At 72.1% G+C, this 13,411-nt stretch carries 13 protein-coding genes; 9 read left to right on the top strand and 4 right to left on the bottom strand.

Features of this window, described 5'->3' with window-relative positions; genetic code table 11:
- Window positions 1–109: 109 nt before the first annotated feature.
- Entirely contained in the window at window positions 110–667 is a 558-nt protein-coding gene (gene cpt, locus AB0I32_RS05560) for a chloramphenicol phosphotransferase CPT (RefSeq protein WP_357503715.1), read from the top strand.
- A complete protein-coding gene (locus tag AB0I32_RS05555) occupies window positions 651–1,451 on the top strand; it encodes a sulfite exporter TauE/SafE family protein (protein ID WP_357503713.1) in 801 nt (266 codons plus the stop codon). The genes cpt and AB0I32_RS05555 overlap by 17 nt, the downstream gene beginning before the upstream one ends.
- A gap of 336 nt (window positions 1,452–1,787) precedes the next feature.
- Here AB0I32_RS05555 and AB0I32_RS05550 read toward each other — a convergent pair whose 3' ends face one another.
- A complete protein-coding gene (locus AB0I32_RS05550; protein ID WP_357503711.1) occupies window positions 1,788–3,011 on the bottom strand; it encodes an MFS transporter in 1,224 nt (407 codons plus the stop codon).
- Window positions 3,012–3,077: 66 nt separating this feature from the next.
- Here AB0I32_RS05550 and AB0I32_RS05545 point away from each other — a divergent pair, with 66 nt between their 5' ends.
- A complete protein-coding gene (locus tag AB0I32_RS05545; protein WP_357503709.1) occupies window positions 3,078–4,070 on the top strand; it encodes a helix-turn-helix domain-containing protein in 993 nt (330 codons plus the stop codon).
- Window positions 4,071–4,154: 84 nt separating this feature from the next.
- Here the strand turns inward: AB0I32_RS05545 and AB0I32_RS05540 are convergent, their stop codons facing one another.
- From AB0I32_RS05540 to AB0I32_RS05530, 3 genes are read right to left on the bottom strand one after another with little or no spacing between them, the layout of a single operon-like run.
- Window positions 4,155–5,609 (bottom strand): carboxyl transferase domain-containing protein, encoded by a 1,455-nt coding sequence (locus AB0I32_RS05540; protein ID WP_357503707.1) that lies wholly within the window; start codon window positions 5,607–5,609, stop codon window positions 4,155–4,157.
- The gene (locus AB0I32_RS05535; RefSeq protein ID WP_357503705.1) at window positions 5,606–6,808 is read right to left on the bottom strand and encodes a CoA transferase; all 1,203 of its coding nucleotides are present in this window, start codon (window positions 6,806–6,808) and stop codon (window positions 5,606–5,608) included. The genes AB0I32_RS05540 and AB0I32_RS05535 overlap by 4 nt, the downstream gene beginning before the upstream one ends.
- 5 nt (window positions 6,809–6,813) lie before the next feature.
- On the bottom strand, window positions 6,814–8,136 hold the full coding sequence (locus AB0I32_RS05530) for an SLC13 family permease (protein WP_357503703.1): 1,323 nt from the start codon (window positions 8,134–8,136) through the stop codon (window positions 6,814–6,816).
- Between the two features lie 103 nt (window positions 8,137–8,239).
- Here AB0I32_RS05530 and AB0I32_RS05525 point away from each other — a divergent pair, with 103 nt between their 5' ends.
- The 6 genes from AB0I32_RS05525 (at window position 8,240) to AB0I32_RS05500 (ending at window position 13,381) form a co-directional block, all read left to right on the top strand.
- On the top strand, window positions 8,240–8,962 hold the full coding sequence (locus tag AB0I32_RS05525; RefSeq protein WP_357503701.1) for an FCD domain-containing protein: 723 nt from the start codon (window positions 8,240–8,242) through the stop codon (window positions 8,960–8,962).
- Window positions 8,959–9,723 (top strand): sulfite exporter TauE/SafE family protein, encoded by a 765-nt coding sequence (locus AB0I32_RS05520; protein WP_357503699.1) that lies wholly within the window; start codon window positions 8,959–8,961, stop codon window positions 9,721–9,723. The genes AB0I32_RS05525 and AB0I32_RS05520 overlap by 4 nt, the downstream gene beginning before the upstream one ends.
- 72 nt (window positions 9,724–9,795) lie before the next feature.
- Window positions 9,796–10,413: a helix-turn-helix domain-containing protein gene (locus AB0I32_RS05515; protein ID WP_357503697.1), complete on the top strand. Its 618-nt coding sequence runs from the start codon at window positions 9,796–9,798 to the stop codon at window positions 10,411–10,413.
- On the top strand, window positions 10,410–11,711 hold the full coding sequence (locus AB0I32_RS05510; protein WP_357503695.1) for an MFS transporter: 1,302 nt from the start codon (window positions 10,410–10,412) through the stop codon (window positions 11,709–11,711). Before AB0I32_RS05515 ends, AB0I32_RS05510 begins: the two co-directional genes overlap by 4 nt.
- Before the next feature lie 75 nt (window positions 11,712–11,786).
- Window positions 11,787–12,767 carry an alpha/beta hydrolase gene (locus AB0I32_RS05505; RefSeq protein WP_357503693.1) on the top strand — a complete coding sequence of 327 codons (981 nt, stop codon included), beginning with the start codon at window positions 11,787–11,789 and terminating at the stop codon, window positions 12,765–12,767.
- A 20-nt stretch (window positions 12,768–12,787) separates the two neighbouring features.
- Window positions 12,788–13,381, top strand: a complete 594-nt coding sequence (locus AB0I32_RS05500) for a GNAT family protein (protein WP_357503690.1) — start codon at window positions 12,788–12,790, stop codon at window positions 13,379–13,381.
- Window positions 13,382–13,411: the final 30 nt, after the last annotated feature.

Below are 13,411 nucleotides of genomic sequence, written 5' to 3'. Positions count from 1 at the left end.
AGGATGGTGCTGAAGTCTGCGCGGCAGGGCCGCTCTCAAAGTTGAGTCTACTCCGCTCAACCCTGGAATTCACTGTAGCGTGCGCCACCCACACTCGTACCGTTGCCACATGAACATCCAGGTCATCGTCCTCAACGGCGGTTCGAGCTCCGGGAAGTCCGGCATCGCGCGCAACCTGCAGGCGGTCCTGCCCGACGCCTGGTTGTCCCTCAGCATCGACACCCTCGTCGACGCGATGCCCGCCCGGCTGACCACCGGCGGGGACGGGATCGGCTTCGCGGACGACGGCGGCGTCGACGTCGGGCAGGAGTTCATGGCACTGCAGGACGCCTGGATCGCCGGCCTGGTCGCCATGGCGCGCGCCGGCGCGCACATCGTCGTCGACGACGTGTTCCTCGGGGGCGCCGCGTCCCAGCGGCGCTGGCTCGACGCCCTGGGCGACGTCCCGACGCTGTGGGTGGGCGTGCGCTGCGACGCGCCGGTCGCGGAGGCGCGCGAGGCCGCCCGCGGCGACCGCGTCGCGGGCATGGCCGCCAAGCAGGCAGACGTCGTCCACGACGGGGTCACCTACGACCTCGAGGTCGACACCACGCACACCGGGTCGATGGACTGCGCACGGACCATCGCGACACACCTGAGATCATCGCGGGGTGACCGAACAGACTGACGAGTCCCTGACACCTCCTCGCGCCGTCCTCGTCGGGGTCGTCGGCGGCACCTTCTCCGGGCTGTTCGGTCTGGGCGGCGGAATCGTCATGGTGCCGCTCCTGACGTCGCTCGGTGGCCTCACGCAGCGCCGGGCCAGCGCATACTCGCTCGCGGCGATCCTGCCGGCGGCGATCGTCGGGTCGATCCCGTACCTGACCCACGACGCCGTCGACCTGATCGCCGCCGGGCTGCTCGTCGTGGGCGCGGTGATCGGCGCCGTCGTCGGGGCGCGGCTGCTCGCCCGCGTCCCGGAGACCCTGCTGCGCTGGCTCTTCGTCGGCGTGCTGGTCGCGGGGATCGTGCGGTCCGTGATGGACGCGTTCGGGGAGCCGCCGTCCGTCGACACCGCCGAGGGGCTGCCCAGCGTGCTCGACGGCGCGGGGATGATCGGCCTCGGCCTCGTCATGGGTGTCGCGTCCGGCCTGCTCGGTATCGGCGGCGGCCAGCTCGCCGTCCCCGGCCTGTCCGCGCTGTTCGACTTCGCACCCGCGCTGGCCAAGGGCACGTCACTGGTCGCGATGATCCCGACCGCCATCTCGGGAACCTGGGTCAACGCTCGTAACCGGCTGGTCCACCTGAAGATGGCCGCGCTCATCGGCCTCGTGGCGTCGGGCTTCTCGTTCGGCGGCGCGAGCCTGTCGGTAGTCATGCCCGACGACGTCGCGTCGATCGCCTTCGCCGCGCTCCTCGTCTTCGCCCTCGTCCAGCAGATCCGCAAGGCCCTGGAGAAGCAGCGGCACTAGAGGCTGCGGGCGGCCACTACCAGTCGATCTCCTGGCCGTCGTGAAACAGCCGACCAGTCGGGCCTCCGTCGGGGAGCGTCGCCAGGTGGACAAAGTCGCCGGCGGCGTCCGCGGGCGGCCGGTCGGTCTTGCCGTAGGCAAGACGGGTGTCCACAAGCCCAGGCGCCGCTTCCCGCAGCAATCCGGCCTGTGATGGACGTGCTGCTGGTGGCGTTGACGATCCGCCCGTACCCGTCACGCACTCCACCGCGACCGCCACGAACACATCCCACGCCATGTCCCCCTCGCGCTCTAAAACCACCCGCTGGATCGCACCCTCGGCGAGCAGGTGGTCTATCAGTCAACAGCCGACTGTGGCCCCTGGCGGTGGGCCTGAATCAGGAGCGGCAGGCTGCTCGCGAGGGCGACCATCCGGAGCGTCCCTGCGATCGGATAGGCGGCCCGGACGTCCATCTCATAGGCGATGAGGCCTCCGGCGAGCGCACCGAGCGGGATGAGCCCCCAGCCGAGCAGGCGGTACACGCTGTTGACCCGGCCGAGCAGGTCAAGCGGGACCAGCTCTTGCCGCAGGGTGACCGTGACAACGTTCCACATCGCGGTGACGAGACCGCTGAGGGCGAGCAGGGCGGCGAGAGCCCAGGCGTTCGGGCTGAGTCCCAGCAGAACAAAGGCGACGGCGTTGATCGCCAGCGCAACGACGAGCACGGGGATCTGCCCGAGCGCTCGGGTGAGCCGCGCGGTGAGTAGCCCGCCGAGAACACTGCCGACGGCGGCTACCGCAAGGAGTAGCCCGTACCTGGCCGGGGTGACACCGAGCTCGCGGGTGGCCAGGAGCACGAGCGTGACGCTGCCGAGCTGGAAGCAGAACGTGTTGATGCCGAGCAGCAGGGCCAGGGTCCGGAGCAATCGGTGCCGGACGAGCCAGCGCAGACCCTCGACGATCGCGTGACGTTGCGGCGCTCCGGTCTCGCCTAGCCGTGGCCGGGACGTGCTGCGCAGCGTCGTCAGCAGCAGCGCGGATACGACGAGGGTCGTCACGTCGAGGCCGAACGGCAGCGCGACCGCCAGACCGAACAGGAGACTCCCCACTGGCGGGCCCAGGAAGCCCTGCCCGATGGTCGTCGCCAGGTACTGGCGGGCGTTGGCGAGTCCCAGCAACCGGGTGTCGACGATCTCCGGCAGGACGGACTGGCTCGCGATGCCGAAGACGACCTGTCCGACGCCGATCGCAAAGGCCCCGGCGGTCAGGTACCCGATCTTCATCGCGCCGGCCGCGACCAGGACCACCATCCCTGCGACGATCACCGCCTGGAACAGCTGCGCGCCGCGCATCAGGGCGATCCGGCTGTGCCGGTCAACGAGCGCACCGACCGGGAGCGAGAACAGCAGCCAGGGCACGAAGCTCGCCGCGGCGACCATCGAGATCAGCCGCGGATCTGGGGTGAGCGTGACGGCGAGCAGCGGCACGACCGTGACGAACGCGCCGTTGCCAACGTTGTCGATGGCCCCGGCCCACCACAGCCGCCAGTACCGGGCGGGCAGCCTGTCCTCGGATGTCATGTCGGGAGCCTGCGGGCACCGCCGGACGGCCGGCCATGATTGAGCGCTGCGCTACATAATCGGCCTGTGTCCCTCAGTATCAACATCAGCGCAGCCGACCTCGCGGGCACCCGATTCGCGATCTCGCCGCTCGCCGAGACGATCTCCGGACTGCAGCAGCTCGCGAGGTCCGGCGCGGACCCGCGTACCCGGTGGTGGGTCGAGTGGGCTCGTGAACGGCTGGCGGTACAGCCGTTGCGCCTCGCGACGGCGTGGCCGCTGCTGGTCACCGACCGGCTTGCCTGGCCCCAGTTCCTTCTCCCGGCACCCGCGACAACGAACACCAGCATCGAGGACGACCTGGCGGCGATGCAGCGGACCACACCGCGGGAGGTGGGCGAGAGCCTGAATCGGGTCTTCGGAGACGACCTCCCGCCGGCGGCGCGAGAGCTGGCCGAGGCACCGGAGGAGCAGCTCGCCATGATCGCGGCCGAGCTCCGCGATGCCCACGACCACCTCGTGCGCCCGCACTGGCCGCGGATCCGCGCACTGCTGGAGACCGATATCGCGCACCGGGCCACCCAGCTCGCTTCCGGCGGCGCCGTCCGGCTGTTCGAGGACCTGCACTCCGACCTTGTCTGGTCGGACGGGCGACTGACCGTCCTGACGGATCAGCGCGGCGGCAGTGCCGCCGCGGCGCGCGGAGGACTGGTGCTGCTCCCCGTCACGCTGGGCCCGGACCGGGTGATCGTCAAGCGCAACACCACAACCCAGACCACCGTGCGCTACCCGTGCCGGGGCGTTGGCCGCCTCGCCCTGTCGCTCGACCGGTCACCTGTCCCGCGCGACACCGCCCGGCTCCTCGGCCGCAGCAAGGCGGGCCTGCTCCGGGCGCTGCTCTCCCCCGCCACGACCACGGATCTCGCCCGTGAGCTCGGTACGACGCCGAGCGCCGTCGCCCAGCATCTGGGGGTCCTGCGCGCCAACGGGCTGGTCAGGGGCCGGCGCCACGGCCGCCGTGTCCTCTACGAGACGACGGCGCTCGGCCGCGCGCTCCTCGCCGGCACAACCCCCACCTGAGGTCGTGTTACCCCGCGTAGACGATGTCTACGCAGCGCAACCGACCCCCACTTCGTAGGGTCGTCCGGCGGCGATCGCGCCGGCCTACAGCTCGGCGCGGCCCGTGAGCAGCCGGCCTGAGTCCATCTCCCGTAGCACCGCCGCGCACTCCGCCGCGACAGCCACGGCCACGTCCCGCGCTGTGTCGCCGTCGTACTCCGGGACCACACGCTGCACCGCACCCTCGGCGAGCAGGTCGACGGCCAGGATGTGCTGGGCCTCCGCCATCTGCGCCGCGTGCGTAGTGTCCCCGTGCACGATGACGCTCGCCCCCTCGGGCGGCAGCGGCGACAGCCAGGCGTGCTCCGCGGCGATCACCACCTGCGCGGGCAGCAGCGCGAGCGCCCCGCCGCCGCAGCCCTGGCCGAGGATCACCGACAGCGTCGGCACCGTCATCCGGGTGAGCGCCGCCATGCAGCGCGCGATCTCGCCGGCGAGCGCACCCTCCTCGGCGGCTTGCGAGAGCTCGGCCCCCGGGGTGTCGATCACCGCGACCAGCGGCAGCCGCAGCTCCTCGGCCAGCCCCATCGCGCGCCGCGCCACGCGCAGCGCGGCGGGGCCCATCGGGGTGCTCTCGGTCTGCCGGGTCCGGTCCTGCCCGACGACGAGACACGGCCGGCCGTCCAGCCGGGTCAGCGCCACCAGCATCGACTCGTCGCGCTCGCCCTCCTCCGTGCCGGAGAGCCGCACGGTCCCCGAGGCCCCGTAGCGCAGCAGGTCCCGCACCCCCACGCGGCCCTCGGCCCGGGTCAGGAGCACGGAATCCCATGCAGATGCATTCACAACGGCCGCACCGGACCGACGGGGCAGGGACGGCGCCGACGGCGGGTCGACCAGCACCGCGAGCGTCCGCTCCACGAGCGCGGGCAGGTTCTCCGGCGCGACGACGCCGTCGAGCACGCCCTTGGCGGCTAGGTTCTCGGCGGACTGGACGCCGTCGGGCAGGGCCTCGCCCGTCAGTGCCTCGACCACCCGCGGCCCGAGGAACCCGATGAGCGCCCCCGGCTCGGCCACGGTGAGGTGCGCGAGCGAGCCCCACGAGGCGTACACGCCGCCGGTCGTGGGGTGCCGCAGGTACACGAGGTACGGCAATCCGGCGTCGCGGTGGTCCATGACGGCGCGGGAGATCTCGACCATCCGGAGGAACGCGGGGGTGCCCTCCTGCATGCGGGTGCCGCCCGACGCCGTCGTCGCCAGGAGGGGCAGGCGCTCCGCCGTCGCGCGCCGGATCGCGGCGGCGATCCGCTGCGCCGCCGCCCGGCCGATGGACCCGCCGAGGAACCGGAACTCGTTGACGACGACCACCACTGGCCGCCCCCGGACCCGGCCGCGACCGGTGAGCACCGACTCGTCAGTGCCCGCCTTCTCCGCGGCCGCCACCAGGACGGCGCGGTACTCCGCCGAGTGCCCGGATGTGTCGACCGGCTCGTCCCAGGACTCGAAGCTGTCCGCGTCGAGGACCAGGTCGAGCAGCTCGCGCGCCGTCCAGCGGCGGGTCACCGGCCGGCCTCCGTGCCGGGCCCCTCAGGCCGGGGCGTGTCCAGCCAGGCCCGGATCCCTGCGGCGTGCTCGTCGAGCACCGGCGGCGCCTGGTGGTCACGCCGGGTCACCTCGGCGCCGTCGGGGTCGAAGAACCGCAGCGGCGGGCCGGGCAGCGTCACCGTGCCGAGGCTCGTGTGCTCCACGTCGACGAGCAGGCCCTGGCTCGCCGTCTGCTCCCATGCGTACACCTCGTCGAGGGTACGCACCCGGCCCGCCGGGATGCCCGCGTCCGCGAGCCTGGTCAGCAACCGGTCCGCGTCGAGGTCGGCGAAGACCGTCTCGACCAGCTCGATCACCTCGTCGCGGCGGGCGACCCGCTCGGGGTTGCTCCGCATGCCCTCAGCGGAGGCGTCGAGCCCGAAGGCCAGGCAGAACTTCTGCCACAGCACCTCGGACCCGACTGCGATCTGGACAGCGCCGTCACGGCAGCGGAACAGGCCGTACGGCGCTATGGAAGGGTGGTGGTTGCCCTGCGCGTGCCCCACCTCCCCTGCGACGGTCCACCGCGTGCCCTGGAACGCGTGCACACCCGTGACCGCCGCGAGCAGGGACGTCCGGACCACCTGTCCGACGCCGGTGGTGTGCCGCTCGTGCAGCGCCGCGAGCACGCCGTACGCGCCGTAGATCCCGGCGAGCAGGTCGCCGATCGGGACGCCGACGCGCTGCGGGTCGTCCGGGCCGGAGCCGGTCAGGGACATCAGGCCCGCCTCGCCCTGGGCGATCTGGTCGTACCCGGCACGACCCCCCTCCGGGCCGTCGTGCCCGAACCCGGTGATCGAGAGCACCACCAGGCGCGGGTTGCGCTCGAGCAGCATGTCGACGCCGATCCCGAGCCGGTCGAGCACCCCCGGCCGGAAGTTCTCCACGAGCACGTCGGCGCGGTCGACGAGCGCGAGGAGGGTGGCCCGGCCCTCATCCGCCTTGAGGTCGAGCGCTATCGACTCCTTGTTGCGGTTCGCGGACAGGAAGTACGTCGACTCGCGCGCACCCTCCTCCCCGACGAACGGCGGGCCCCAGCCGCGCGTGTCGTCGCCCCGCTCGGGGACCTCCACCTTGACGACGCGCGCACCCAGGTCGCCGAGCATCATCGTGGCGTGCGGCCCGGCGAGGGCCCGGGACAGGTCGACGACGACGACGTCGTCCAGCGGTCCGGTCATGGCGCTCACCAGCCCGGCAGCACGAGGATGGCCCAGACGAGCAGCGGCCCCGCGAGGGTGACGATGATGGCGTAGTTGAGGATCTGCTTGTAGTACGCCTGCTCCGAGATCGTGTCCGGGCGGTTGGCGAGCATCAGGGCTCCGTTCGTGGAGAAGGGGCTCACGTCGACGATGGTCGAGGAGACCGCGAGGGCCGCAGCCATGGCCCAGGGGCTCACGCCGCCGGCCGCGATGAGGGGCACGGCGATCGGGATGATGACCGGCAGGAGCGCCGTCGACGACGCGAAGGCCGAGACGATGCCGCCGACGTAGCAGAGGACGAGCGCGCCGATCGCTGCGATGCCCAGGCCCGCGGCCCAGGTGCCGATGTACTCGGGCGACCCGGCCTCGTTGAGGATCGTCGCGTAGGTGCTGACACCCGCCACCAGCAGCACGGTGGGCCACGCGATCTGCTTGACGGCGTCCTTGTGCTGCTGCGGGGACAGCATCGCGAGGACGACGGCGGCGGTGATCGAGACGAAGCCGATGTTCTGGTCGAACGCGAGGGCGGTGGTGGCGACCGCGGCGAAGGCGACGAGGGTCAGCACGTGGTCGCGGCGCACGCCCAGCGCCTGGGTGGTGGTCGAGACGCCGGCGCCCTGGCCGCTGACGGTCACGGACTTCCCGCCGGCGTGCAGGTCGTCGGCGATGTGGCCGGCCGCCTCGGCAGGGTCGACCCGCTCGCGCATGAGCTGGCGGCCGCCGAGGGCGAGGAACAGGATCACGGCCATCGCCGTGTTGATGGCGAGCGACGCGACGAAGACGGCGATCTCGGTGCCCTCGTAGCCGACGTCGGTCATCACCGAGTTGGTGATCGTGCCGTAGATGCTGATCGGCGAGAATCCGCCACCCTGGGCGCCGTGCACCACGAACATGCCCATCATCAGCGGGTTGATCCTGTAGCGGCGGGCGAAGCCGAGGGCCACCGGGCCGATGATCGCGCAGGCCGCCGGACTGGCCGCGCCCATGGCGGTGAGCAGCGCGGTCACGGCGAACATGACCCACGGGATCAGCGCCACCCGGCCCCCGACCGCCTGCACGGCTTTGGAGACGATGAGGTCGACGGTGCCGTTGTTCTTGGCGATGGAGAACAGATAGGTGACGCCGATCAGCGTGAGCACCAGGTCGGCGCTGATGCCGCCCAGTACTTCCTTCTCGTCCATGTTCAGCGCGAAGACGCCGACGAACCAGGCGGCGACGTAAGCCAGCGCCCCCATGTTGATCGGCAGTACCGTCCCGGCGACGAACAACGCGACGAGCGCGATGATCGCGATCCACTCAGGACCCATGACAACTCCTCTTCCCATCGCTGCGGACACCTTTGACCGACGAGACACGATGGATCAGTGGCCTAGCCAATAGTCCAATGCGACTTCTGTCAAGTATTCTCGGGTGGTGACTCCCAAGGCTTCCGCCGAACTGCCGACACCGCTGGCCCGCACCCGCCTCTACGAGCAGGTCGCGGAGCAGATCACCGCCTGGATCCGACAGAACGGCCTGCAGGCCGGCGACCGGCTGCCGCCCGAGCGGGAGCTCGCGGCACGCCTCGGCGTCAGCCGCGCGACCCTCAGCCAGGCGCTGGTCGCGATGGAGGTCGTCGGCGTCGTCGTGGTGCGGCACGGGGATGGCACCGTGCTGACGGGCAAGCACACCGAGAGCCGCATCGTCGAGGCCATCCGCGCACACGCCGACCGGATGCCCGAGATCATCGACATCCGGGACGCGCTGGAGACCAAGATCGCCGCGCTGGCCGCGCAGCGCCGCACGGAGGACGACCTCGTGGCGATCGACGCGGCGCTGGACATGATGGAGGACGCCATCACGCACGGCGACCGCGGCGTCGAGGCCGACGAGCACTTCCACGCGGCGGTGACCGCCGCCGCGCACTCGGACCTCCTGGCCCAGACCATGCGGGAGATCGCCAGCCTGATCCGGGAGAGCCGGATCGAGTCGCTCTCGCAGCCGGGCCGGCCGCGCAACTCCCTCAACGGGCACCGGGCCATCGCCGACGCCATCCGGGGCCGCGACCCGGAGGCCGCGGCAGCCGCCATGCACGCGCACGTCGAGATGGTGAGCGACGTCGCCCTCCTGCGTGACCAGGGGCGGGACCGATGACCGGCTGGGAACAGCTCGCGATCCTCGGCGCCGGGCTCGGCGCAGGAATCCTCTCCTCGACGGTCGGCGTCGCATCGCTGCTGAGCTTCCCGGTCCTGCTCGCCGTCGGGCTGCCGCCCGTCGTCGCGAACGCGTCGAACACGGCGGGCCTGGTGGCAGCGGGGGTGAGCGGCTCGTTCGGCTACCGCCAGGAGCTGCGCGCGCATCCCGCCGTCACCCTCGCCGTCCTCGTGACCTGCGCGGTCGGCTCGGTGGGCGGGGCGATCCTGCTGCTCGCGCTCCCGCCGGGCGTGTTCGAGGCAGTGGTGCCCTGGCTGATCCTGGTCTCCTGCCTGCTGGTCGGCGCGCAGCCGTGGATCAGCAGGTGGCTCCGCCGCAGCCGCGACGAGCCGGCCCGGCTGCGCCACCACATGTCCCCGGCGACCGTCGTCTTCTCGGTGCTGACGGGCGCGTACGGCGGCTACTTCGGAGCGGGGGCCGGCGTCATGATGGCCGCGGTGCTCGGGCTCGGCACCGACCTGCCGGTGCACGTCGTGAACGCGCTGCGGACCGTGTCGCTGCTCGCCGCGAACGTCGTTGCCACGCTCATCTTCGTGTTCGTCGCCGACGTCGACTGGCTCGCGATCGGCCTGCTCGCCGCCGGCTCGGTGGTGGGCGGCTACGTCGGCGCCCGCATCGGCCGCAAGATGCCGCCGACGGTGTTCCGCGTGCTGGTGGTCATCGCGGGCGTGGTCACCGCCGTCGTCATGCTGTTCTTCTGACGACCTGAGTACGTGCACAATTTTTGTGCATCGGTCTTGTGCACAGAGTTTGTGCATGGGTATTGTGCACGCATGCCCGATGCCCACGATGACTTCCGCCTCACCCCCGAGGCCGTCAAGGTCCTCGCCCACCCGCTCCGCTCGCGCCTGCTCGGCACCCTGCGGCGCGGCGGTCCGGCGACGGCGACCACGCTCGCGACGACGCTGAGCACCAACTCGGGCGCCACCAGCTACCACCTGCGCAAGCTCGAGTCCGTCGGCCTGGTCGCGGACACCGGCGAGGGCGCGGGCAAGCAGCGCCTCTGGCGCGCCGCCACGAGCTCCCACAGCTGGGAGCGCACGGAGCTTGCCCAGGACGAGGACGCCGCCACCGCGCTCGGCTGGCTGGAACGGGACTACCTGCGCCTGTTCAGCAACGACTTCGGCCACTGGCTCGACGTCGCCGAGGCGTGGCCCGGCGAGTGGCAGGACGCGGCGGGCATGGGAGACACGTGGGTCACCGTGAACCCGGAGCAGCTCCGGAAGCTGCGCCGAGAGCTGGACGAGGTCCTCGAGCGGTACCGCTCCGCTGAGCCCGCCCCCGGCGCACGCCGGGTGACCTTCTGGCAGGCGGCCTACCCCCTGGATCCGGACGAGCTTCCCGACGACGCGCGGGATGCCGCCGAAGACGATGAGACGGAGCCGTCATGACGCCGCTGACGCCGGCCCGGGCGCGGCAGGTGTTCCTGCTGCTGACCCTTACTCGCTGGTTCCCGGTCGGGCTGATCGTCACGGTGACCACGCTGCTGCCCATCGAACGCGGCCTCTCCGTGACCGAGGCGCTCACGGCGCTGTCCCTCACCGGGTTCACGGTGTTCGTGCTGGAGCTGCCGACCAGTGGTCTCGCCGACTCCCTCGGCCGCCGTCCGATGCTCATCGCGGCAGCTGTGCTGCAGGTGGTGTCGGCCGTCCTGTTCCTCAGCGCGGAGACGTTCTGGGCGTTCGCGCTCGCTGCGGCGGCCACCGGCGTCTTCCGGGCGCTCGACTCGGGTCCGCTGGAGGCATGGTTCGTGGACACGGTGCACGCCACCGAGCCAGGGGCCGACGTCGACCGGCCGCTGGCCGCGCACAGCACCGTGCTGGGTGCCTCGATCGCCGCCGGAGCCCTCCTCTCGGGCGTGCTCGTCTGGTGGCATCCCTTCGACGCCTGGTCAGCGCTCGCCTTCCCCTACGCGGTGTACGCGGTGCTCTCGGCGGTCCACCTGGTCGCCGTCACGATCCTTGTCCGCGAGGTGCCGCGCACCGTCGCTCCGTCGGGCGGCCGGACCACCGGGGTGGCCGGCCGGGTGCTGGAGTCCGCGCGCCAGGCGCCCGGCGTGATCCGTGACGGCCTGCGGCTGGCGCGCGACAACCGGGTGCTGCGCTGGCTGCTGCTGGTCGAGGTGTTCTGGAGCGTCGGGATGGTGGTGTACGAGACGTTCCAGCCCATCCGCCTGGCCGAGCTGCTCGGCGGAACGGCCGCCGGTGCCGCCGTGGCGGGCCCTGCCGCGGCGGCCGGATGGGCGGTGTTCGCCGGCGGGGCAGCGCTCTGCGGGCTTGCCACGCCCCGCATCGGGGTAGCGCGCACCGCGATCATCGCGCGTGTCCTCAACGGGCTCGGGGCGGTCTGGATGGGTCTTGCGCTCGGCCCGGTCGGCCTGGTCGCCGCCTACCTCGTGACCTACGGGCTGCACGGTGCGAACGGGCCCGCCTACCAGGCACTGCTGCACCGCGAGGCGGAGTCCCGGAACCGTTCGACGGTGCTCTCGATGGCGTCGATGCTGTCGTTCGCGGCGTACTCCCTGGGCGCCCCCGCGCTCGGCTGGGCGGCGGGGGTCCTGTCCATCCAGGCCGCCATGGTGATCGGCGGCGTGTTCAGCACCCTGGGTGCGGTCTGCTTCCTCCCCGCGCTGCGCCGGGAACGAACGCTCGCCACCGCCGCTGCTGCGTCCGCCTCCGCTCCCCTGTAGGGGCCCGGTTACCTATATCGTCAGCCGACGGCAGCACACACGGCAGACCACACGGTGAGCCGGCCAGGCGCACGCATGACGCACGGGAGCGACATGGACGACAGCGGGAACGACTGGACAGAGGACGTACTGGGCGCGGGCTTCGAGGCGCGCACGCTACGGCTGCCGGGTGGCGCCGAGGCGACGCTGGTCCGCTACACGCCCGAGGACGGGCCAGACGTCGGCCGACCGCCCGTGCTGTACGTGCACGGATTCACCGACTACTTCTTCCAGCGCCACCTCGCCGAGGCGGTCGCGGGGCGGGGCTACCCGTTCTACGCGATCGACCTGCGCGCCCACGGGCGCTCCATCGACGCGTGGACGACGGCGGGCGGTGCCCCCAACATGGTGAACGACCTGCGGCTCTACGAGCAGGACCTGGACGCGGCGGCGGACGTCGTCGCCGCCGACGGGCACGCCGGGCTGGTGCTCCTGGGGCACTCGACGGGCGGGCTGATCATCTCGTTGTACGCGGACGCGCGCCCCGACCGGGTAACAGCCCTCGTGCTGAACAGCCCGTGGTTCGACCTGCGGGGAAACTGGTCGGACCGGACGCTGCTCACCCAGGCCCTGTACGTGCTCGGGCGGATCGCGCCCCGGACCCTCGTGAACAAGCGGCCGAGCGAGGACTACGGCCGGGCCCTGCACCAGGCCACGAACGGCGAGTGGGACTACGACCTGCGCTGGAAGCCGCACGGTGGGTTCCCCGTCCACGCGGGCTGGAGCGCCGCGATCCGGCGCGGTCACCGCCAGGTCGGCCGGGGGCTGGGGGTGCGCTGCCCGGTGCTCGTGTGCACCAGCGGCACGACCGGGCCCGACGGCGGCGAGGCGGACGTGATGCTCAGCACCGACGCGGTCCTCGACGTCGCGCACATGCACGCTCGCGCCCCGAAGCTGGGGACCGCGGTGGACATCGCCGTCATCGAGGGCGGCGCCCACGACCTGGTCCTGTCCCCGAAGCCGGCCCGCGAGAAGTACCTGTCGACCGTTCTGGACTGGCTCGACGCGACGGTCTGACCTCGTGGTGGGATGACCGCATGCAGCACGATCTCCACCTCGCGGCCCACGGCGTCCGTCTCGAACCGCTCTCCCACGACCACGCCCCGGCGCTGGCCGGCCTCGTCGACGCGCAGCTCTGGGCGGGTATGACCAGCGCCCTCCCGGACACCGTCCCGGCGGTGGAGGCGTACGTGGACGCCGCTCTCGCGGCGCAGGACCATCTCGCCTTCGCCGTGCTCGGGCCCGACGGCGAGGTGCGCGGCTCCACCCGGTTCTACGAGCTCAGCACGGGGCAGCGCCGGGTCGAGATCGGGTCGACGTTCTACGGCCGGGACTGGTGGGCCGGGGTGACGAACCCCGCGTGCAAGCTGATGCTGCTGCGGCACGCCTTCGACGAGCTCGGACTGCGCCGCGTCGCCCTGCGCTGCGACGCGCGGAACCACCGGTCACGCGCCGCGATCCTGAAGCTCGGCGCCCGGGAGGAGGGCAGGCTGCGAGCGCACCGCATCGCGCCCGACGGCTCCGAGGGCGACACGCTGTACTTCTCGATCCTCTCGGACGAGTGGCCGGACGTGCGCGACCGTCTCGAGGCACGCCTCACCGCCCGCGCCGCCGTGCCCGAGCCTCGCTGACCCCGCCGACGCGTACGGCGGCGGGGTCGC

This window comes from Promicromonospora sp. NPDC050249 (assembly GCF_040656015.1).
In the GTDB taxonomy this organism is placed as follows: domain Bacteria; phylum Actinomycetota; class Actinomycetes; order Actinomycetales; family Cellulomonadaceae; genus Promicromonospora.
The sequence above is the reverse complement of the archived record's forward strand: the minus strand, read 5'-3'. Positions and strand labels throughout refer to the sequence as shown.

Excerpts from the sequence above, each read along its gene's own strand:
- AB0I32_RS05505 (WP_357503693.1), top strand. The coding sequence starts at position 11,787 with ATGACGCACGGGAGCGACATGGACGACAGCGGGAACGACTGGACAGAG.
- AB0I32_RS05520 (WP_357503699.1), top strand. The coding sequence starts at position 8,959 with ATGACCGGCTGGGAACAGCTCGCGATCCTCGGCGCCGGGCTCGGCGCA.
- AB0I32_RS05535 (WP_357503705.1), bottom strand. The coding sequence starts at position 6,808 with ATGACCGGACCGCTGGACGACGTCGTCGTCGTCGACCTGTCCCGGGCC.
- AB0I32_RS05510 (WP_357503695.1), top strand. The coding sequence starts at position 10,410 with ATGACGCCGCTGACGCCGGCCCGGGCGCGGCAGGTGTTCCTGCTGCTG.
- AB0I32_RS05550 (WP_357503711.1), bottom strand. The coding sequence starts at position 3,011 with ATGACATCCGAGGACAGGCTGCCCGCCCGGTACTGGCGGCTGTGGTGG.
- AB0I32_RS05515 (WP_357503697.1), top strand. The coding sequence starts at position 9,796 with ATGCCCGATGCCCACGATGACTTCCGCCTCACCCCCGAGGCCGTCAAG.
- AB0I32_RS05530 (WP_357503703.1), bottom strand. The coding sequence starts at position 8,136 with ATGGGTCCTGAGTGGATCGCGATCATCGCGCTCGTCGCGTTGTTCGTC.
- AB0I32_RS05500 (WP_357503690.1), top strand. The coding sequence starts at position 12,788 with ATGCAGCACGATCTCCACCTCGCGGCCCACGGCGTCCGTCTCGAACCG.
- cpt (WP_357503715.1), top strand. The coding sequence starts at position 110 with ATGAACATCCAGGTCATCGTCCTCAACGGCGGTTCGAGCTCCGGGAAG.